The organism is Streptomyces sp. NPDC008150, assembly GCF_042956945.1.
Taxonomy (GTDB): Bacteria; Actinomycetota; Actinomycetes; order Streptomycetales; family Streptomycetaceae; genus Streptomyces.
Genome location: NZ_JBIBHJ010000012.1, coordinates 76,314 through 97,181 on the forward strand (window position 1 = coordinate 76,314; position 20,868 = coordinate 97,181).

15 protein-coding genes and 2 pseudogenes are annotated in these 20,868 nt (G+C 72.2%); 11 read left to right on the forward strand and 6 right to left on the reverse strand.

Annotation, left to right across the window (positions count from 1 at the left end):
- The first annotated feature begins 5 nt into the window (after positions 1-5).
- Genes ACFZA0_RS26735 through ACFZA0_RS26755 form a run of 5 tightly spaced genes read left to right on the forward strand, consistent with a single transcriptional unit; the run spans position 6 to position 4,681 of the window.
- A complete protein-coding gene (locus ACFZA0_RS26735; protein WP_391021829.1) occupies positions 6-800 on the forward strand; it encodes an ATP-binding cassette domain-containing protein in 795 nt (264 codons plus the stop codon).
- Positions 797-1,573, forward strand: a complete 777-nt coding sequence (locus ACFZA0_RS26740) for an ATP-binding cassette domain-containing protein (protein ID WP_391021518.1) — start codon at positions 797-799, stop codon at positions 1,571-1,573. Before ACFZA0_RS26735 ends, ACFZA0_RS26740 begins: the two co-directional genes overlap by 4 nt.
- The gene (locus tag ACFZA0_RS26745) at positions 1,573-2,460 is read left to right on the forward strand and encodes a branched-chain amino acid ABC transporter permease (protein ID WP_391021520.1); all 888 of its coding nucleotides are present in this window, start codon (positions 1,573-1,575) and stop codon (positions 2,458-2,460) included. Before ACFZA0_RS26740 ends, ACFZA0_RS26745 begins: the two co-directional genes overlap by 1 nt.
- Positions 2,457-3,755 (forward strand): branched-chain amino acid ABC transporter permease, encoded by a 1,299-nt coding sequence (locus ACFZA0_RS26750; RefSeq protein WP_391021522.1) that lies wholly within the window; start codon positions 2,457-2,459, stop codon positions 3,753-3,755. The genes ACFZA0_RS26745 and ACFZA0_RS26750 overlap by 4 nt, the downstream gene beginning before the upstream one ends.
- Positions 3,752-4,681, forward strand: a complete 930-nt coding sequence (locus tag ACFZA0_RS26755) for an alpha/beta fold hydrolase (RefSeq protein WP_391021525.1) — start codon at positions 3,752-3,754, stop codon at positions 4,679-4,681. Before ACFZA0_RS26750 ends, ACFZA0_RS26755 begins: the two co-directional genes overlap by 4 nt.
- Before the next feature lie 114 nt (positions 4,682-4,795).
- On the opposite strand, the gene ACFZA0_RS26760 is transcribed toward ACFZA0_RS26755, so the two are convergent.
- Together ACFZA0_RS26760 and ACFZA0_RS26765 are read right to left on the reverse strand one after the other, a co-directional pair.
- Complete coding sequence (locus ACFZA0_RS26760) at positions 4,796-6,916, reverse strand: GAF domain-containing protein (RefSeq protein WP_391021527.1); 2,121 nt, start codon at positions 6,914-6,916, stop codon at positions 4,796-4,798.
- Positions 6,917-7,046: 130 nt separating this feature from the next.
- Positions 7,047-7,901 carry a 3-hydroxybutyrate dehydrogenase gene (locus ACFZA0_RS26765; protein ID WP_391021529.1) on the reverse strand — a complete coding sequence of 285 codons (855 nt, stop codon included), beginning with the start codon at positions 7,899-7,901 and terminating at the stop codon, positions 7,047-7,049.
- Positions 7,902-8,347: 446 nt separating this feature from the next.
- Here ACFZA0_RS26765 and ACFZA0_RS26770 point away from each other — a divergent pair, with 446 nt between their 5' ends.
- On the forward strand, positions 8,348-9,874 hold the full coding sequence (locus tag ACFZA0_RS26770) for a PHB depolymerase family esterase (protein ID WP_391021531.1): 1,527 nt from the start codon (positions 8,348-8,350) through the stop codon (positions 9,872-9,874).
- 33 nt (positions 9,875-9,907) lie between these two features.
- On the opposite strand, the pseudogene ACFZA0_RS26775 reads toward ACFZA0_RS26770, so the two are convergent.
- Positions 9,908-10,389, reverse strand: a pseudogene (locus tag ACFZA0_RS26775) (ATP-binding protein).
- A gap of 222 nt (positions 10,390-10,611) precedes the next feature.
- Here ACFZA0_RS26775 and ACFZA0_RS26780 point away from each other — a divergent pair.
- The 3 genes from ACFZA0_RS26780 to ACFZA0_RS26790 all read left to right on the forward strand — a co-directional run bounded on the left by ACFZA0_RS26780 (position 10,612) and on the right by ACFZA0_RS26790 (position 14,484).
- Positions 10,612-12,741, forward strand: a complete 2,130-nt coding sequence (locus ACFZA0_RS26780; RefSeq protein WP_391021533.1) for an RNase A-like domain-containing protein — start codon at positions 10,612-10,614, stop codon at positions 12,739-12,741.
- A 22-nt stretch (positions 12,742-12,763) separates the two neighbouring features.
- Complete coding sequence (locus ACFZA0_RS26785) at positions 12,764-13,453, forward strand: contact-dependent growth inhibition system immunity protein (RefSeq protein ID WP_391021535.1); 690 nt, start codon at positions 12,764-12,766, stop codon at positions 13,451-13,453.
- Between the two features lie 425 nt (positions 13,454-13,878).
- Positions 13,879-14,484, forward strand: coding sequence for a hypothetical protein (locus ACFZA0_RS26790; RefSeq protein WP_391021537.1), 606 nt, complete (start codon positions 13,879-13,881; stop codon positions 14,482-14,484).
- A gap of 87 nt (positions 14,485-14,571) precedes the next feature.
- Here ACFZA0_RS26790 and ACFZA0_RS26795 read toward each other — a convergent pair whose 3' ends face one another.
- The 3 genes and pseudogenes from ACFZA0_RS26795 to ACFZA0_RS26805 form a co-directional block, all read right to left on the reverse strand.
- Positions 14,572-15,450: a geranyl diphosphate 2-C-methyltransferase gene (locus ACFZA0_RS26795; RefSeq protein ID WP_391021539.1), complete on the reverse strand. Its 879-nt coding sequence runs from the start codon at positions 15,448-15,450 to the stop codon at positions 14,572-14,574.
- 14 nt (positions 15,451-15,464) lie between these two features.
- Positions 15,465-16,727: pseudogene (locus ACFZA0_RS26800) on the reverse strand (family 2 encapsulin nanocompartment cargo protein terpene cyclase); the annotation flags it as partial.
- An 8-nt stretch (positions 16,728-16,735) separates the two neighbouring features.
- Positions 16,736-18,151 (reverse strand): family 2B encapsulin nanocompartment shell protein, encoded by a 1,416-nt coding sequence (locus ACFZA0_RS26805; protein WP_391021541.1) that lies wholly within the window; start codon positions 18,149-18,151, stop codon positions 16,736-16,738.
- 420 nt (positions 18,152-18,571) lie between these two features.
- Here ACFZA0_RS26805 and ACFZA0_RS26810 point away from each other — a divergent pair, with 420 nt between their 5' ends.
- On the forward strand, positions 18,572-19,417 hold the full coding sequence (locus ACFZA0_RS26810) for a 2OG-Fe dioxygenase family protein (protein WP_391021543.1): 846 nt from the start codon (positions 18,572-18,574) through the stop codon (positions 19,415-19,417).
- Between the two features lie 235 nt (positions 19,418-19,652).
- Entirely contained in the window at positions 19,653-20,858 is a 1,206-nt protein-coding gene (locus ACFZA0_RS26815) for a hypothetical protein (protein WP_391021546.1), read from the forward strand.
- Positions 20,859-20,868: the final 10 nt, after the last annotated feature.

Here is a 20,868-nt window from a genome sequence, read left to right on the forward strand (position 1 = left end):
TGCCGGTGACACCTTCGGCACGGCCGACGGGACCGGCCCGTTCCGGCGGCGCCGCGGCCGGCCCCGTTCTCGCCCTGGAGAACGTCGGCTGGAGCGTCGGCGGGGCGACCATCCTCCAGGACGTCTCCCTCGACGTCCGGGAGGGCGAGTTCCTCGCCTTCATCGGGCCCAACGGGGCAGGAAAGACAAGCCTGTTCAACCTCGTCAGCGGGCTCGTCCCGGCCACCGCGGGCCGGGTCGTGCTGGACGGCGCCGACATCACGGCCGAGCCCCCGCACGCCCGCGCGCGGCGCGGCCTCGGCCGTACCTTCCAGACCTCCAGCCTGTGGCCCGCGTCGAGCGTCGCCGAGCACGTCCGGCTCGCCGCGCAGGCGGCGGCCGGCGGCTCGTACCGGATCTGGCGGCGGGCCGCCCGCTTCCGGGACGAGGTCGACGACGTGCTCGCCCGCACCGGCCTGGCGCACCGCGCCGACACCCCCGCACAGGCCCTTTCGCACGGTGAGAAAAGGAAGTTGGAGCTCGCCGTGCTGCTCGTCGGCGAACCCCGGCTGATCCTCCTCGACGAACCGATGGCGGGGGTCAGCGCCGAGGAGGTCCCCGCGCTGTGCGAACTGATCCGCACCCTGCACCGCGACGAGGGCCGCACCGTGCTCATGGTCGAGCACCACATGGACGTCCTGCTGGGCCTGGCCGACCGGCTCGCCGTGATGCACCACGGCAGCCTGCTCGCGCTGGACACCCCCGAGGCCGTCACCGCGGACCCGACCGTCCAGCAGGCCTACCTGGGGGAGAAACTGTGAGCGGCGACGGCGAACCCCTGCTGGCCGTACGCGGACTGCGGGTCCTGATCGGCGGGCGGCACATCCTGCACGGCGTCGACCTGGACGTCGCCCCGCACGGTGTCACCGCCCTGCTCGGCCGCAACGGCGCGGGCAAGACGACGACCGTGCGGGGCATCCTGGGGCTCGTGCCGCGCACGGGCAGTGTGCGCCTGGCCGGCGAGGAGACCGTGGGCCTGCCCACCCACGCGGTCGTGCGGCGCGGCATCGGCTACGCGCCCGAGGACCGGGGCGTGTTCGCCGGTCTGACGGTCGCCGAGAACCTGCGGCTGGCCGAACGCGGCGAGGGCCGGCCCGACTATCCGCTCGTCCACGAACTCTTTCCCGAACTGCGCGCTCGCGCCCACCAGTTGGCGGGAACGCTCTCCGGCGGCCAGCAGCAGATGGTGGCCATCGGACGCACCCTCCTGAACGGCAACCGGCTGATCGTCGCCGACGAGCCGACCAAGGGGCTCGCCCCCAGGGTCGTCACCGAGGTGGCGCGGGTACTGGAACGCGCCGCCGAGGCCGTCCCGGTGCTGCTCGTCGAGCAGAACCTCGCCATGGTCCGCCGGCTGGCCACGCACTGCGTGGTCCTCGCCGACGGCCGGACGGCCCACCAAGGCCCTGCCGCCGGCCTGCTCGGCGACGCGGAGGCCACCCGCCGCCTCCTGGGCGTCGGCCGCGCCGCCCCACCCGTACCGACGCCCGCGGCCCCCTCGACGGGCGCCACCGGCAAGGAGGCCGATGCCTGATGGACACCGTCGTCCTGCTCACCCTCACCGGACTCGGCCTGGGCGCGCTGTACTTCCTCGTCGCGTCCGGCCTCTCCCTCATCTTCGGACTGATGGACGTGCTCAACTTCGCCCACGGCGCCCTGCTCTCGGCCGGGGCGTACGGCACCTGGTGGGCGGCCTCCGGTCATCTGCCCGGCGCGGGCGCCGGCGGGTTCGGGTTCGTGTGGGCGGTCCTGTTCGGCACGGCCGTCGGCACGGTGGCCGCGGTGGTGCTCGAACTCGCCGTCGTACGGCCCCTGTACACCCGCCCGCGCGAGCAGGTGCTCGCCACGGTCGGCGTCTCGCTCGCGGTGCCCGCGCTGCTCTCCGGGATCTGGGGCACCGACGCCCTGACCTTCCCCGGGCCCCGGGCGCTGAAGGACACCGTGGGGATGCTCGGCGCGGAGGTGCCCGCCAACCGGTTCGTGCTGATCGCCGCGGCGGTCGTGGTCTGGGCGGCGCTGAAGCTGTTCCTCGACCGCACCCGGCACGGCCTCGTGGTCCGCGCGGGTGTCGAGGACCGGGCCATGGTGACCGCGCTCGGCATCGACGTCCGCACGGCGTTCACCCTGGTCTTCGCGATCGGCGGCGCCGCGGCGGCACTCGGCGGAGCGCTCGGCGGGCTGTACTTCGGCTCGGTCGACCCGCGCCAGGGCACCTCGCTGCTGATCTTCGCGTTCGTCGTCGTGGTCACCGGCGGCATGGGCTCGGTGAGCGGCGCGGCCGTCGCGTCCGTCGTCATCGGCCTGGTCCAGCAGTTCACCAACTACTACACCGCCGCCGGACTCGGCGACCTCGCCGTCGTCGTCCTGCTCGCCGCCCTGTTGCTGGTGCGCCCGCGCGGTCTCACCGGGAGGCTCGCATGAGCGGCACCGTCACCGACAGCCGGCCGTTCGACCCGATCGGCGCCGTCACGGGCCACCGTCCCGGGGGTGCCGGCGGCGGCAGGGGCGGCGGCTCCCCGGGCCGGCGGCTGCTGCTGCGCGCCTGGCCCGTCGCCCTGTTCGCCCTCCTCTTCGTGCTGCCGTACAGCGCGGTCGAGGTACCGGGCCTGCTGGACGGCCCCGTGGGCAGTCCGGGAAGTCTCCAACTCCTGTCCCTCTGCCTGCTGTTCGGGGCGCTGGCCAGCGGCTACGACCTCCTCCTCGGCCGCACCGGGCTGCTGTCCTTCGGCCACGCGCTGTATTTCGCGGCGGGCAGTTACGCCACCAACATCGTGATGCGGGAGTCCGGGCTGCCGTTCGCCCTGTCCGCCGTGCTCGGCCTGGTCTTCGGTGTCGCCCTCGCGCTGGTGCTGGGCTCGGTGAGCCTGCGGGTCACGGGCATCGGCTTCTCGATGGTGACGCTCGCCTTCGCGCAGGCGGCCTCCATCCTGGTCTCCCGCGACCCGGGCGGCCGCACCGGCGGGGAGGAGGGCCGCGCGGTCGACGCGGACCGGCTGCCCCCCGCCCTCGTCGGCATCGGCAACACCGCGAACCTGTACTGGATCACGCTCGCGTTCCTCGCGCTCACCCTGGCCGTCGTGCACTGGACGACGCACTCGCCGACCGGCCGGGTGTGGGAGGGCATCAGGGAGAACGAACGCCGCGTCGAGGTGCTCGGGCTGCGGCCCTACGGCTTCAAGCTGGTCGCGTTCGTCGTGGCGGGCGGGCTCGCGGCGCTCGGCGGGGTCGTGCACCTGCTGCTGACCGGGGGTTCCACCCCGCACACCACCAGCTCCGACTTCACGCTGTCGCTCCTGGTGATGGTCGTCCTCGGCGGCTCCGGCACCCGCTGGGGCCCGATGCTGGGCGGCATCCTCTACACGTGGGCGGACCAGCGGCTCGGGGACGTCGCCAACTCGGCCGCGGTGGCGGGCCTGCCCGGCGTGCTGCGTGTCCCGCTGAGCCAACCGCTGTTCCTGCTGGGCGTGTTGTTCGTGGTCGTGGTGGGCGTCCTGCCCGGCGGTCTCGCGGCCCTGCCGGGCCGGGTCCGCGCGGCCCGCGCGTCGTCCTCCGCCCGGCGCGGGGACGGTGACGCCGGGGCCGGGGCCCCCGACAATGACGGCCGGGAGGTCCCGCGCGCCGGCGGACCCGGCCCGGACGGAGCCCCGCCCGGGGCCACCGCCCCCGTGCCACCACCCGGCTCCCCCTCCGAGACGACGGAAAGGCGTACGCCGTGACCACCGCCGACACCGCACCCCCGGCCGCCCCCACCGGGCCCGAGCCGCTGCCCTTCGAGGAACTGCGCGTCCCCGTGCCCGGCGGCGACCTCGCCGTCCTGCGCTGGCCCGCCGCGGCCCCGGGGGCGCCCACCGTGCTAGCCCTGCACGGCATCACCGCCAACGGCCTGTCCTGGGGCCCGGTCGCCCGCCACCTCGCGGGCCGCGCCACCCTCGTCGCCCCGGACCTGCGGGGACGGGCGGGCAGCGCGGGGCTGCCCGGCCCGTACGGCATCGCGGCGCACGCCGACGACACGGCCGTGCTGGCGGACGCGCTCGGGCTGCGGACCCCCGTACTGGCCGGGCACTCGATGGGCGCGTTCACGGCCGCGCTGGCCGCGGTGCGGCACCCGGGACGCTTCGGCCGGGTGCTGCTCGTGGACGGCGGCATCGGGTTCCCGGCGCCCACCCACCTCTCCCCCGACGAGCTGATGACGGCGGTCATCGGCCCGGCCATGGACCGGCTGTCGACGACCTTCCGCGACCGGGCCGCCTACCGCTCGTTCTGGCAGGTCCACCCGGCGTTCGCGGGCGGGTGGACACCGGAGGTCGAGGCGTACATACAACGCGACCTGGTGGGCGAGGAGCCGGAGATGCGCTCCTCCTGCCGCCTGGACGCGGTCCGCACCGACGGGGTGGGCCTCTTCGACCGGGAGGTACTGGCAGCGGTACGCCAACTCCCCTCCCCCACCACCCTGTTGTGGGCGGAACGCGGTCTGATGGACGAGCCGCAGGGCCTGTACGACGAGGAACGCCTCGCGGTCGCGGAAGGCACCCGGATCACTCCGCTGCGCGCCCCCGGCACCAACCACTACACGGTGCTCACGGGCGAGAGCGGCGCGGCGACGGTCGCGAGCCTGCTGCTGGAGGCCGCCGACGGGGGCTGACGGGGCAGCCGGACGGGAGCTGACGGGGCAGCCGGACGGGAGCGCGGGTGCGCCGGCCGAGCGGCCGACGGGAGTTTGGGTGCGGCGGCGGCCGACCGGTCGCCGCACCCGGACTCAGTGCCGCAACTCCCGCAGCCGCAGCGCTAGTTGCAGTTCCAGCGCCCGGTCCGGACAGTTCCAGTCCGGGCCCAGGAGTGCCTCGATGCGGTCCAGGCGCTGGACCACCGTGTTGACGTGGACGTGGAGTTCGTCCTTGGCACGGGTCAGGCTGCCGCCCGCGCCGAAGTACGCGACGAGGGTGCGGACCAGTTCGGTGCCGCGCCGGGAGTCGTACTCCAGGAGCGGTCCGAGCGTGCCGTCCACGAAGCCGCCGACGTCCCGGCCGTCGCCCAGCACCACGCCCAGGAAGCCGAGTTCGGCGGCGGCGGCACCGTCGCCGTGGCGGCCCAGCACGTGCAGCGCGCGCAGGCAGCGCACCGCCTCTGCGTGCGCGTCGGCGATGGCCACGGGCCCGCAGACGGGACCGGCGGCGCCCACGGTGACCCGCGTGCCCGTCAGGTGGGCGAGCTGGACGGCGGCGGCACGGGCCGCCCTGCCGGGGCGCTGCCGCCCGTCGGCGGTCAGCAACAGCACGACGTGGCCCGCGTGTTCGGCGCCGACGCTGCCGGCGGGGGCCCCGAAGAGGTGACGCACGGCGGCCGACGCGAGGCGTGCCCGTGCCTCCGGTTCGGTGTCGGCGACCAGCACCAGGTGCGGGCGGTCCAGGTCGACGCCGAGGCGCCGTCCCCGGTCGGCGAGCAGCACCGGGTTGGCGCGGCCCGAGCCGGTCAGCAGGTCGGTGACGAGTTCGCCGCGCACCCTGTTCTCGGTCTCGGCGACGGTGCGCCGCATCAGCATGAGCAGGCCCGTCACGACGCCCGCGCGCTCGAACATCCGCCGGTCGGCGTCCTCCAGGGGGCGCGCCCGGTGCAGCACCATGATGGCGAGCAGCTCCTGCCCGGCGAGCACGGCGCAGATCCACCGCCCCGAACGGGCCACGGCACGGGCGGTCGTACGGGACTCCTCGGCGGCCGCGACCAGCCAGCCGGCGTCCATCGAGTCGGCGGCGAACGGCCCGCCGTCGTGCCGCACGGCGGCGAGCGGCCGTCCGGCCGGGTCGTGCACGGTCAGCGCCCCGTCGAGCAGTCCCGCCACCGAGGCGGCGACGTCGCGCACGTCGCCGCCGCGCAGGACCAGGTCGGTGAGCCGGTCGTGGGCCCGCTCCGCGCGCTGCACCGCCGCGGCCTGCGCACGCACCACCTCGTTGGCACCGGCCAGTTCGGCGAGCGCCGCCCGGGTGTCGTCGAGCGCGCGGGCCGTGTCGATGGCGATCGCGGCGTGCGCGGCGAGGGACGACAGCAGGGCGACCTCGTCGGGGCTGAACGAGCGGGGCGTGCGGTCGGCGGCGAACAGCACCCCGATCACCTTGCGGTCCCCGCCGTGCACGGACCCGAGCAGCAGCGGCACGCCGAGGATCGCGACCAGTCCCTCGTCGAAGACACCCGCATTGATGGTGCGGGTGTGCCGGAAGCGTTCGTCCGTGCGGTAGTCGCCGGTGGCGTACGGGCGGGTGGTCTGGGCGACCAACCCCCCGAGCCCCTCGCCGAGTTCGAGCCGCAGGTTCTGGAAGACCGGGGACACCGAGCCGTCCGTGACCCGCATGTACGTGTCCCCCGCCTCCTCGTCGGGCAGCGTCAGGTACGCGGTGTCGGTGCCGAGCAGCATGCGGGCCCGGCGGACGATGGCCTTGAGCACCTCGTCGAGGTCGCGGGAGGCGGCGAGGTCGCCGGCGGTGTCGAAGAGGGCGGTGAGTTCGAGTTCGCGGCGGCGGTGCGCGCGCAGCGAACTGCGCACCCGCAGCGCGGTGGCGACGGCCCGCTCGGTCTCCGCGAGGTCGGCCCCGTCCACACCGGCCGCCCGCGCCTCGGCGGTGACGGCGCCGAGGGCCTCGGCCGGGGCGCCGGAGGCGAGGAGGTCGAGGAGGCGGCGCAGGTGCGGGGCGGCGGTCGCCGGGACCGAGTCGCCGCCCGAGCCGGATCCGGTGCCGGAGGGGGGCGCCGTGCCGGTGCGGGGCGCGGCGGGGGGCCCGGTGGTCCCGGCCGGGGCGGAGGCGCCGTCGTCCGAGGCGGTACCGCGCTCGGCAGCCGTGCCCGCGCCCGTCCCGGCGGCCGTCTCCGCGGCCGTGCTCGCGTCCATCTCCGCCTCCGCCTCCCGTGTCGCCGTCGGTGACGGACCGACCCGCCGGGGCGCAACCCTGCCAGCCGGACGGCCCGCCGTCACCCCTCGTGAGCAGGCGTCTTCGCCTTCCCTTCACCCGCCGTTGCGGTCAACGGGCGGTCCACGCACCGTCCATGGGCAGCGAGGCCCCGCTGACCGACCCGGCGTACGGGCCGCACAGCCACAGCACGGCCGCGCCGACCTCCTCCGGCTCGATCAGCCGCTTGACGGCGCTGCGTTCGAGCAGCACCTTCTCCAGCACCTCCTCCGGCGGGAGGCCGTGGGCGCGGGCCTGGTCGGAGATCTGGCCCTCGACGAGCGGGGTGCGGACGTAACCGGGGTTCACGCAGTTGCTGGTGACGCCGTGCGGCGCGCCCTCCAACGCGACCACCTTGCTCAGGCCCTCCAGGCCGTGCTTGGCGGCGACGTACGCGGACTTGTAGAGGCTGGCGCGCAGCCCGTGCACGGAGGAGATGTTGACCACCCGGCCCCAGCCGCGCTCGTACATGCCCGGGAGGGTCCGGCGCAGGATGCGGAACGGGGCCTCCAGCATGACCCGTTGGATCAGCGCGAACCGTTCGGGCGGGAACTCGTGCACGGGCGCGACGTGTTGGAGCCCGGCGTTGTTGACGACGATGTCGACATCGGCGCAGGGCAGCGCGTCCACGCGCTCCGTGTCGGAGAGGTCGACGGTGAGGGCGGTACCGCCGACGAGGGAGGCCACCTCGTGCGCGCCGTCCTTGTCGACGTCGACGACCAGCACGCGGGCGCCGGCGGCGGCGAGCGCCACCGCGCAGGCCCGGCCGATGCCGCTCGCCGCGCCGGTGACCATGGCGGTGCGACCGGTCAGGAAGCGCTCGCCGGTGCGAACCGGCCCGGTGTCGGCGGCGGGCGGGAGGGGGGCGGCGTGCGAGGCCGGGGCGTCCGTCCGGGGGGCGGTGCCCGGACTCGGTGTGCTCTCCATGGCCGTCACCGTAGGAAGGGGGGCCCTCCCGTCACACATGGACGGCCCACACATTCCCCCGCCCGGCCATGGTGTCCCCACCCATGGGTCGCGCCTCCCCGGCCGCCGGAGCGTCCGGCGCACGGGACGGCCCGCCCCTCCCTCCCGGGGCCACTTCCGGACAACGGCCGGGATGCACACATCCGCGTGCGCCCGATGGCGCGCGTCCACATGTCGGGCGCCGCGGACCTCCCCCTAACGTCCTGCTTCGGCGAACGGCGGGCCGCCCCTCCCCCTCCCGAGCCGCGGCCGTGTCCGGGCGGGACCCCGGGCACGGCCACCGTCCGCCGCGCGAAGCTCCGCACACACCCCGCACCGCCCGACCCGAGCCGCACCACCGGCCGCCCCGCCCGCCGCCGCCCGGCGTGCCGGGCCCGCCGGGCGTCTCGCACACCCCGGAGGTACCCGTGCGTCCACTCCTCCCGACTCCCCACGGCGGCAGCCCCCGTGCGGGCCGACTCGCCCGCCTCGCCCGACTCGCCCGCAGAACGGCCCTGTTCGCCGCGTCCGGCCTCCTCGCCGCCGTGGCCGGCACCGCCGCGCTCTCCCAACCGGCCACGGCGGCAACGGGATTGACGCAGGTGACCGGCTTCGGCTCCAACCCCGGCAACCTGTCGATGTACGCGTATGTCCCCGCCGGCCTCCCGGCGGACGCACCGCTCGTGGTGGCCCTGCACGGCTGCACGCAGACGGCCAACGACTACTACACGAACTCGGGCTGGACGAAGTTCGCGGACCAGTACGGCTTCGCGGTCGTCTTCCCGCAGACCGGCTCCGCCAACAACTCCCTCTCCTGCTTCACCTGGTTCGACCCGGCGGACGACACGCGCGGCAAGGGAGAGGCCGCCTCCGTCGTGCAGATGGTGACGAAAGCCGAGTCGCTGTACGGCTCGGACGCGGACCGGGTGTTCGTGACGGGCCTGTCGGCGGGCGGGGGCATGACGGCCGACCTGCTGGCCGCCTACCCGGACGTGTTCGCGGGCGGCTCGGTCGACTCCGGCCTGCCCGCCCAGTGCGCGACCACCCAGACCGCGGCGTCCACCTGCCAGTACGGCAGTCTCAACCTGACGGCGGCGCAGTGGGGCGACAAGGTCCGAGCGCAGTACCCGGGTTACGGCGGTCCGTGGCCGCGCGTGGCGATCTGGCAGGGCACGTCGGACTACACGGTGCAGTCGGTGAACGGGACCGAACTGCGCGACCAGTGGACCAATGTGCACGGCATCCCGCAGACCCCGTCCAGCACCACGAGCCTGCCCGGCGGCACGACGCTCACCAGTTACAACGACGCGTCGGGCCGCCCGGCCGTGCAGCTCTACCAGATCAGCGGCATGGGCCACGGCCTCGCGGTGGACCCCGGCTCGGGCCCGGAGCAGTGCGGCACGACGGCCGCGTACTTCCTCGACACGATCTGCTCCAGCTACTACACGGCGAAGTTCTGGGGCCTCGACCAGGCCGGGGGCGGCGGCACCGACCCGGGTGACGGCGGCGGCACAACCCTCCCCGCCCCGACGGGACTTGCGGCAGGAACGATCACCAACACATCCGTCGCCCTGAGCTGGTCGGCGACCCAGGGCGCCGCCTCCTACCGCGTCTACCGCAACGGCACCCAGGTGGGCACCCCGACCGGCACGACGTTCACCGACACGGGCCTGACGGCGGCGACGACCTACTCGTACACGGTGGCGGCGGTCGGCTCCAACGGCACGGCGGGCCCGGCCTCCTCGGCACTGTCGGCCACCACGACCGGCTTCACGGCGACCTGCTCGACGGCCACCAACTACGCCCACGTCGCGGCGGGCCGGGCCCACACGAGCGGCGGCTACACGTACGCCAACGGCTCGAACCAGAACATGGGCCTCTACAACGTCTTCGTCACCCACACCCTGAAGCAGACGGCTGCGGGGTACTGGGTCCTGGCGGACTCGGGCTGCTGACAGGGCTGCTGACTGCCGCCGGGCCGACGCCGCTCACACGCGTCGCCCCGGCGGCAGGTCGATCTCCGCCCGCACGGTCTTGCCGACGGGCACCCGCGGCACCACCTCCCACCGGTCGGCGACCGCCTCGACGAGCAACAGCCCCCGCCCACCGTCCGCACCGGCCTCCGGCATCCTCAACTCCCCGGACTCCGGAGGCAGTCGCTCAGCCCGCGCGTCCGACACGGCAACGGCAACGGCAACGGCAAGCGTGCGCGGCGCAAGACACACCGACAGCTCGAAGTCCCGCCCGGCAACCCGCCCGTGCGTCACCGCGTTGGCGACCAGCTCCCCGACGACCAGCGCGACGGCATCGGAAGCTGCGACCCGTACGGCACCCCCCAGTCGTCCAGCCGCTGCAACGCGAGATGCCGCGCGAGCCGCGCCCCGAGCGGGGTGGAACTGAACCGCTGCGTGAACACACGCACGGTGGCCTCAAACTGGGCCGCCGAGGGCCCTGCGGGAATTGACGTCATGCCCCCATGTCACCGCCCGCCCCACCAGACGCTCCAGCTCAGCCACCCGTACGCGGGCGGGCGTACGGGTGACGGGCACGACCGGCCGAAGAGACTAATTCACAGTTGCCACACAGCACTGTACGAAGCACTTGAACCGCCTTGCCCCGCATGACAGTTGCCCCCTAGCATAAGCTTCACGATCGCGAATCAACTGTTGTTCCAGTGCATCGGGGGCCTGGCGTGACGTTGCTGATGGCGGTTGCGGCGCTCTGGGGCGTGCTGCAACTGTTCACCCTCTCCTGGTCAACACGTTCGGTGCGCCTGCCGACCGTGCTCCTGGCGCTCGCGCTGGGGGTGTACGGATGCGGCACCGCGACAGCCCTCGTGGAGCTGGCCTATACACGCCTGTACGCCCATCAGTCGGGGCACTCACTGGCAGACGTGGTGAACACCACCAGCTACACGGTGGCACCCTGGGTGGAGGAACTCCTCAAGGTCTCACCGCTGTTGCTGGCCGGGCTGAGCCTCAAGGTGCGCCGCCAATGGGGGTTGGCCGACTTCACGGTCCTGGGTGCGGCGCTGGGAGGCGGCTTCGGCCTCCTGGAAGGGGTACTGCGGTACAGCCTCGACGCGAGCCGGGCGCTGCCCCGCGACGGCGGCTGGATCATCCCGGACAGCCTGTCACCGCCCTACGTTCCCGGACTCGGCCAGGTGTTGACCTCCTGGCTCCCCGCACCGTTCAGCCAGCTCGACATGACGGGGCCGCCCGTCACGCAGACCTTCACCCACCTGGTGTGGACCGCCACGGCCGGCTTCGGCATCGGGCTGCTGTGGCGCACGCGAGGCCCGCGGCGCCTGCTCGCCGCGATTCCGTTCATGGCCGCCGCCGCGCACCACACCCTGAACAACTACGTCGTCCAGAACCCCGGCAGCCCGGCCGCCACGCACTGGCTGGCCCCGATCGACCAACGAGCCTGGGCCGCGCCTCTCGTGTGCCTGGCCCTCGCCACACTCGTGGACCTGCGCGCGATCAACCACGGCAAGCGGACCCTGCCGGGCATCCTGCTCACCCAGGAGCGCGCCGACCGCGACAGTGTGGCCGCTCTGCTGCGCTACGCGGCCCGGCGTCCGCCGTGGAGCCTGCTGATCGCCCTGCGTTACGTGAAGTTACGGCGGTCCCTGCTGTACGCGAGGATGCACGGCTGCCCGTCGGAAACGGAGGAGTTACGCCGGACGGTCGCCGACATCACCGCCCGGATCGACGAGTCCGACAACGAACGATCCTGGCGGGAGCTGGACATCCGCGCCCTGCTCAAGTCGGCCCGTCGCGGGCGTGGTTGGCGAGGCAGTCGGTGGCTCTTCCTCGTCCCGTGCGCGCTGGCGGTGCCGTCGCTGCTGTTCCTGGTCGTGGGGTCGTTCACCTCCACCGCCGGTCTCCAGAAGTTCTTCAGCACGGGCTCCGGCCCGAAGATCCTCATGTGGTGCGGTGTCGCCGCCCTGGCATGGATCGCCTACCTGCTCACCACTTTGCTGCGCACCTGGCGGACGGTCTCGGCCCTGCCCACGGCGGAACCGCTCGCAGCCCACCGCTTCCGCCTCGCGACCGCACTCGGCTCCGCGACCACCGGCACCTTCCTCCTCTGGCGCGGGCTGGCCCCAACGGGGCCCGCTGGCAGAGCGATTCAGACGTTCCACCTGCTCGACGCCCTGGACTCCTTCCTCGTCTACCTCGGCTTCGCGCTCCTCCTGCTGTCCCTGCTGGCGCTGTTCCCTCCCGGCGGCTTCGCGCTGGCCGGCGGCGGGGCGATCGGCGCCCTCCTCGGCGACACGGCGGCCACGGCCGCGGTGCTGGGCACAGCGGGCCTCGTACTCATGGGCCTGGGAGCGTCGAACGGCTCCGGCTCCGACTACAACGCCTGGCCCAGGAACAAGCGCAAGGGGCGCGTGCAACCGGAGCACCGCGCGGACATCCGCGGTGACGAGGGGAAGAATCTCGGCGGCAGGAGCGAGGCGCACACCATCCAGAAGCATGCCGAAAAGACCATTAAGGACATGCGCACCCGCCTCCGGCTAGAGACTGATCTGGAGGCCGTCTCACGTTACGTCGACGTTGATTCGGCACAGGATTTCACCGACCGAACGCTGGCCACCAGAAAGAATCAGCGAAAGATCTCCACCTGGCTCGCGAAAGGAGGAAGGGGGCCATTGGAACTGAAGGCAAGATTCGAGAGAACCGGCCTCCGCCTCACCCGTTACAATTTCACTCACGGATTGCCCACCGAGTGGGTCAACGGAGTCCAAGTAGTCCTGAAGAGTGACCCCACCGCCGCTTCCGGATACCGCGTCCTCACCTCATACCCCACTCCTTGAGCAACTCTCTTTGGAGCGTCCGATGAATCACGAGACTCCCTCGTGGCAGCGCTTTTATGAACTTTCCGATCTTCTGGAGGCTTACGCCAGCGCCGACTTCACCTTCGCAGACACCGCCGAAGTCGCAGGCCCCGGCTTGGCCTCCTACCTCAGGATCGCCGCTCGGGAGCCATCCCGCGCCTCGAAAGCCATTGAGCAGATCGACGATCTCCTCTCCGTCGGGCTCTTCTCGGAGGAAATCGCGGAGGACGTCGAAACCATGCCACACATTCGCCCCCCACTCGGCTCCAGTGTCGAGGATTGCCTGCGCATCGCAAGAAGACACCTCGTTCGACTCCTGCAAGACCCGTCACAAATCCCCCCAGCGCACCCCCAGACCTCCTGGGAATGGCACGAGCGATTCCCGCGGCTGGGACAATTGCTTGGCGCCTATTTCAATCAGGAATTCTCCTCCTTCTACACCACTCGCGACGAGGCCCTGAACGAATATATCGACGAAAGCTGGCCGGAGGACAGCCTCATGGCGGCGCAGGAGATCGGCGAACTGCTCACCATGGTGACCTCGGACCGTGAACTCGCTCGGGCTGCTTCCGCCCTGGGGCTCGCCCTCCTCCCACCGGACGGCATGACACTCCGCCAGTGGCTGCAAACCGTCCGCGAAAAGATCCTCGGGCACGGACGGCCAGTAGCGGTCGCCAAGGAAGGATCGTGAAACCGGAGCAGCGGCCTCCACCGTCGACGACAGACTCGTCTGCCGCGAGTGGGACGACGGGGCTGCGGGGAAGGGCAGAACACGGCGTTCAGCTTCATCGTCGAGGAGCATCTGCTGCTGCGCAGGACCGGCGGCGCGGAAGTTAGGCACGAGCAGATCGGGCACTAGGTCGAGATCGCGGAACTGCGCAACGTCGAGATGCAGGTGATGCCGGTCGTGCGGGAAGGCATGCGGGGCTGCAAGGGCACATGCAGCATGCGGAACTCCCGAGAACAGGTGGTTCGGTTACTGCGAGGGCCAGTTCGCGGTCGTTGCCGCCTGCGGGGGCCCGCTTCCTCGCGTACGCGGCGCAAGCCTGACCCCTCCGGGTACCCGTTCCGGCGTACCGTCCTTCTGACGTCGTCCCCCGGAACAGGAGCACTGCCATGCGCCTCTACGCCCAGACCCCGGCACGTCGGGGCCGTCAGGTTCTGGCGGACCTGATCGCGCTGTTTCTGATCTACGTCGCCGTGCGGCTGGCGATGGCCGTGCACGACGCGATCATGAAGCTGGCCGAGCCGGGCCGCCAGGCCGAGAGCGCGGGCAACAACCTCTCCGGCAGCCTGAACGACGCCGGTGACGCCGCCTCGAAGGTGCCGTTCGTCGGGGACTCGCTGAAGAAGCCGCTCAAGTCGGCCGCCGAGGCGGGCGACGGGCTGTCCGACGCGGGCAGGTCGATCCAGGACACCGTGGGCCACCTGGCCACCCTCGTCACGGTCGCCCTGATCGTGCTTCCCGTGCTGTTCATCCTGCTGCTGTGGCTGCCGCCGCGCCTGCACTGGATGCGGCGGGCCGCCGTCACCCGGCGCCTCGCGGAGAGCGACGGCGGTGCCGACCTGCTGGCGCTGCGCGCCCTCACCGGGTCGCGGCGCAAGCTCATGGCCGTCCCGTCCCCGCCCGGCGGCCTCGCGGACGCCTGGCGGCGGGGCGACGAGCAGGTCATCGCCGACCTCGCGGCGGTCGGGCTCAGGCAGGCGGGACTGCGCGCGTAGGCCGCGAGCACGTGCGCGAAGGGGCCCGGCCGCCGATCGTCGGCCGGGCCCCGCCGCGTCAACCCCCGCTTGCCCGGGGCCCGTTGATCAGACCCGGTCAGCCGCGATCAGCAGGTACTGGAAGGAACCGTCCTTGTAGGAGTTGATGAACGCCTCCTCGATGCCGGTGACGAGCGACGAGGTGGCCCTCAGCTCCCAGTACGGCAGCGTCGCCTCGGTCAGGTCGACGACCGCCTGCGGTACGAGCCGGTTGTCGGCCATGGCCTTCATGTACTCGCGGCGCGAGTGGATGTTGCACTCGAAGTGCGCGTTGATCTGCGACACCCACTTCGAGGGCTGGCCGTAACGCGGGTTCCAGCAGCCGGTGATGGTGACGTACCGGCCGCCGACGCGCAGGAAGCGGGAGTGCTCGGCGAAGAGGTCCTCCAGGTCGACGTACATGCTGGACTCGTTGTTCCACGAGCCGGCGACGGACCCCGTCTCGAAGGGGGTGGCGAGCATGTTGCACACCCGGGCCCGGACGTGGTCCTGGATGCCGAGTTCCGCGGCCCGCCGGTTGGCGAACTCGGCCTGCTTGGCCGACAGCGTCACGCCCTCGACGTCGCACCCGAACCGCTGGTGCGCCATGACCGACGAACCGCCCCGCCCGCAGCCCGCGTCCACGAGCGTGTCGTCGCGCCCGATGGTGCCGAGGTGGTCGAGGAGGACGTCGCTCTGGGCCGACTCCAGGCGGTGCAGTTCGGCGACGAGCCGCTGTTCGTACCCGCTGTCGTTCTCGTTGCCGAGCGCCGCGTGGTCGATGTCGCCGATGCCGTAGTGATGGTGGTAGAGGCCGTCGACGTCGCCGAGCCGAAGGTTCACCGGACGGGCCTCCCCGTCCCAGTAGCGCGCGATGTCTCCCTGGTAGGGAGACGCGGGCGAGGGGACGGTGACGGAGGTGCGAGTGGTGAAGTCGGTGCTGGTCAAGTGGAGTTCGCTCCTTACCAGAAGTCGGGCAGGCTGTAGCGGTAGGTGTTGGTGCGGTGCCAGTAGTGGTTGCCGTCGACCCAGGCGGCCACCCCGCGCAGGAAGCGCGCCATGACCGGTACGGGGAAGGCGGCGGCCAGGTCGGCGGCCTCGGACTCGAAGGTGTGCATGAGTTCGTTGTGGACGTCGACCGCCTTGAGATAGGCGTCCCGTTCGGAGAGGCCCTCCTGTTCGGCGATCACCACGGGCAGGTTCAGGTGCCGGCCCGGACTGTCGAGCTCCTTGGTGTAGGAGTACAGGTCGTTCACGATGGTGGTGGCGTTGCCGGCGAGCGCGATCACGCGTTGCACGGCCGCCTGGGCGTGCAGGTCGGCGGGGAGTTCGTAGCCGCCGACGGTGTCCGTGATCGTGGGACAGGGGCGGAAGTTGTTGAACTGGCGCATGGCCAGGTACTCCCACACCTCGGGCACGTGGTCGGTCTCGGCCCACGCGGCCTCGGCGAGGTAGCCGAGGTGGAGGCGGGCCATGTCGTGGCGGTAGCGGTCGGCCTGTGAGTGGCCGGCCTGGCGGCAGAAGTACTCCATGGCGGAGCGGTAGGCGCGCCGCGGGCCGTCCGAGAGGAGGGACGCGGCCCACGCGGGCTGGTACTCCTCGGTGGTGTGCACCGCGTCGAGGGCGGTGTGGGCCAGCAGGAGCCGGCCGCCGAGCCCGACGGGCGAGCCGCCGTGGTCCTCGCAGTAGCAGTCGTCGACGGCGTTCTCGGCGACCATCAGCCGGGTGGCGACCATGACGTGCTCGACGGTGGGGGCGTCGGGGTGGCAGGCGACCATGTAGCGGCCGACGGAGAACCCGTCGAACTGGTCCTCCCATTCGGGCGGGAACGCCTGTACCTCGTCCACCGCCCACGCCTTGATCTGCCTGCTCACCTCCGCCACCCGGGCGGGATCGGGCTCGGCGACGGGGTGGTAGTAGAGGCCGGGGACGGCCTTGCCGTCGGACCCGTCCGGCACCCCCTCCTCAACCGGCTTGTCCGGTAAGGCAGTCGGCGCCGAGGCGTCGGGGCCGGGGGGCGCGGCGGGCGGGTCGGGTCGTCCCGGACGCAGACTCTCCGTGCCCAGGCCGCTGGGGCCGCGCAGGATGCGTTCCATGACGGGGTCGAGGAGTTGGCCGGGTTCGGGCATCCGTCGCTCCTTGGCGAGAAGGGGTGAGGGGGCGGCGACGCGTCGCACGGTCCGGGAGCGCGAGCCGGGGGCGCGGTCCGTGGCGCGAACGGGGGGCGGAGCCGCTAGCCGCGCCGCCCGGCGATCTGCACGTTCTCCAGGACGCCCAGCGCGTCCGGCAGCAGGACCGCGGCGGAGAAGTAGGTGCTGACCAGGTAGGAGACGATCGCCTGTTCGTTGAGGCCCATGAAGCGGACGGACACGCCCGGTTCGTACTCCTCCACGAGGCCGGTCTTGCGCAGCCCGACGACGCCCTGGTTGTCCTCGCCGACACGCATGGCGAGGATGGAGCTGGTGTTCTCGCGGGTGATGGGGATCTTGTTGCACGGCAGGATCGGCACCCCGCGCCAGGCCGGGACCTGTTGGCCGCCGAGGTCGACGTGGTCCGGGTAGAGCCCGTACTCGCTGAAGCCCCGGCCGATGGCCGCGATGGTCCGGGAATGGGCGAGGAAGAACTTGGTGCCGCGCCGGCGGCAGAGCAGTTCGTCCATGTCGTCGGGGGTGGGCGCGCCGGAGTGGGGCTGGATGCGCTGCTTGAAGGCGACGTTGTGGAGCAGCCCGAACTCGCGGTTGTTGATCAGCTCGTGCTCCTGGCGCTCCCGCAACGCCTCGACGGTGAGCCGGAGTTGTTCCTTTGTCTGGTCCATGGGGCCGTTGAAGAGGTCGGCGACCCGGGTGTGGACGCGCAACACCGTTTGCGCGACGGCGAGTTCGTACTCACGGGGATGGAGTTCGTAGTCGACGAAGGTATGCGGGATGTCGGGTTCGCCCGTGTGTCCGGCCGCGAGCGCGATCTCGGCCTCGCCGTGGTGGGTCTGCCGGCGCTCTCCGAGCGAGGCGTAGCGCCGAAGGTGGTCCCGCAGCCCCGGTGATCTGTCCAGTACGGCGGTGAACTCGGTGCGGGACAGCGTGAGCAGGGTGCCCGCGGTCTCGGCCGTGGCCGTGCTGTCCCAGGTGGCGTCCGGGTCGAGCAGCGTGTGCTCCCCGAAGTGGCCGCCGTCGGCGAGCGTCGCCACGGCGACCTCGTCGCCGTACTTGCCGACGGAGGTCTGGCCGATGCGGCCGTGGGCGATCAGGTTGATCTGCCCGGCGGGGGCGCTCCGTTCGGCGATCACTTCGCCCGCGCGGAAGTCGCGCTGCACACAGCGGTCGGCGAGTGCCGTGAGCACGTCGTCGTCCTCGAAGCCGCGCAGGATGGCCAGTTCGCCGAGTTCGCGCGGGATCACCCGGACCTCGGCGCCGTTCTGGACGAACTCGACCCGCCCGTCGCCGACGGCGTAGGACAGCCGGCGGTTCACCCGGTAGGCGCCGCCCTCGGCCTCCACCCAGGGGAGCATGCGCAGCAGCCACCGGGAGGTGATCTCCTGCATCTGGGGTGCGGACTTGGTGGTCGTGGCGAGGTTGCGGGCGGCGGCGGTACTGAGGCTCGTCTGGGGCCGTTCCGGCTCCACTTGCGTTTCCGGGCTGGTCTCAACGGTCATCGAGCGAGGTCTCCTTGCGCAGGCGCCGTCCGGCGCACGAACGCCGGCCGGTCAAAGAGAATGCAGTCGGACGGACCGCGTACGACCGTCCCGACACCCGAGGAACCTAACCGGGCCGCGACCCAACTCGCCCGGGAGAACAGCGGGGTTACCTCGTTGCGGGGATGTTGGGTGCCCGCAGGTTTATCCCGTCCCGAGGGTCGACTGCGAGCCATTGTCGTGGAGAGCCGCCGCTCCGGGGCTCCCTCCGGGCGCACTCCGGACAGAATTGACTGACGGGTCGTCGGATGAGTCCGGGACCGGTCCGCCGGGAACCCGGGGGGATGCCGGACGTGCCGGCGTGAGGGCTGGATCGACAGCGGCCACCGAAACCGTCGGTGGCCGCCGGTGACCGCGGGCGGGGCTGATCGGGGGGGCGCCATGCACGATGCGGAACATGTCACGGCCGAACGGATCGCGGAGCCTGCTCAGCACGGGCTCTCCGCATACGGATGGGTGTTCGTACGGGGTGAGCAGATCGCCCCGGAGCAGGACAGCTCGCCGCTGCGGAGCGAGTCCTGTGACGCCTGGGGAACTCTGCCCCTCGACCCCTACGCGCCACCGGGGACGGGCCGGTACCGGCGCTACGGCAGGTGGGTCTGGCTGGGGAGTTCACTCAAGGGGGCGTTCCGCGGCACTCTCCGCCCGGCCCCCCACCGCCCGTACCGACAGGCACGCGAGTTCAACGCGCTCGCGGGGGACACCGACCGCGAGTTCCCGCCACTGCCGCAGCAGATCCGCGAAAGTCCCCTGGTGCGAAGGTTGTTGTACTTCGATCTGGCCGCCGCGGGAGCGTGGCAGGGCCGCTGGAGGGTGGATGTGCACATGGTGCGCATCGCGCCCGATCCGGAGGGGTCGGGTCAGCCGGCCCCGGAAGGAGTGCACCGGGACGGGCTCGACGTCATCGGCATCCACCTCATCGAGGTCAGCGGCCTGGAGGGCGGGGTGAGCAGCGTCTTCGACGCCGCGGGCAAGGAGGTCGCGACGGTCCGGCTGCGCCACCACCTGGACTCGCTGCTTGTCGACGACCGCCGTCTGTGGCACTTCACGAGCGCCCTCCGGGCAGCCGCACCGGGCACCCCGCCCGACGCACAACCCACCACCCGGCCGACCGGCCGACGCACCGCGCAGCCCGTCGCCGGACCCACCACCGGGTGGCGAGACGTGCTGCTGGTAGGACTGCAACGGTCGGACCGTGCCACTGAAGCTCATCCCGGGAGGACTTGACGCACACTCAGGGTTCGCCATTACCGACCGTGACCGATTGCTCATGATCTGCTCGCTTTGTGCTACCGTGCCAGCTTCGGTCGACCGGGCCCGGCTCCCCCAGAAGTTCGGCGTCCGGCCTCCGGGCCTCGCCGACCGAAGGCAAAAGTGCCTACGGGGCGGGCGAGTTGAGTCCTGACCCGAGAACAGCACCAAGCCGAAGTCCGACACGACACAGGGATCGTTGGCTCACCACATGAGTAGTTCGCCGAGCGCGTTCGAGGAACTGGGAGTCCGTCAGGAACAGGCTCGACCGTGGGACAGGAAGACTCTGATCACCTGTCTCAACCAGGGCCTGGAAATGGCGCACGAGCAGAATCTTCCGCTGAGCTGGCTGACCGACGCAGCGTACGGTTTCACCTGCGACCATGTCTGGGAAGAGACGCTCCGCCCTCGCGTGCCCGGCGTCCCGGGCGGTCCCGCCTGCGGACCCGACGACGCCATCTCGACCGCGGGACAGGCGCTGGCCATCGCGCTGGTGGCCATCGCCGAACGGCAACACAGACATCGGGCGGTCACGGAAGACACCCTGCGGCGGTGCCTGAACGCCGGCGTCCTGAGTGGCGAGGCGCAGGACCTGGTCACCTACTTCCACTCCGAGAGCACCCGCGACCTGGGACGGGCCGTGGAGTCGGAGGCCGCGCTGCGGACACTGGCGGCCCGGGGTGGGCGGATGTCGCCCTCCGCCGTGAAGGGGCTGGTGCACCTGTGGCGCAGGGCCGGCCGGTTCCGCGACATCGAGGCCGCCCTCGAAACCCTGCCGGCCGGCCCGGTGCGTTCGCGCCTGGCCGGAGACCTGTGGTGGTCGCAGGCCCGGTTCGACCTGGCCGACGACAGCTACCTCGCGGCCCGGGACGCGGCCTGGCAGCAGGGAACCGTCGGCGAGTCCGCCCTCTCCGAAAGCTGTCGAGCGTTCGCCGCCGGGTTCGGGGACCGCGATGCGGCGCTGCGGACAGCCGATTCGGCGGCGGAACTGCTGGCCGCGGTGGACATCCGCTGGGCCGGTTTGCAGGTCTCGTTGGGGAGGCTGCTGGCCGCCGCCGGTTCCGACCCCGGCCTGGGCGAACGCTGTGAGGATCTGGCCCGCGCCGCCCGGTCCGCGGGTCTCAGTTCCAGCGCCGCCTACGTCGAACTGGTCCGCGGGTTCGACGGGGCGGTACGCCAGGACTCGGAGGCTCTGTCCACCGCACGCAAGAACCTCCTCGCACACACCGAGGTGGGCGCCGCCGGAGCGAGGCAGTTTGGCTATCTGCTGGACATCATCGGCTTCTGGCAGACCGCTGACCTGCCAACACCCACGGTCCCCGGCTCTACCGCCGAGTGGATCGACGGCGTCGGGACGACCGCCGACCGATGGCGCGAAACGGTCCGACGACGCCGTGCACCAACGGCCCGTCACTGACGCCCCCGGC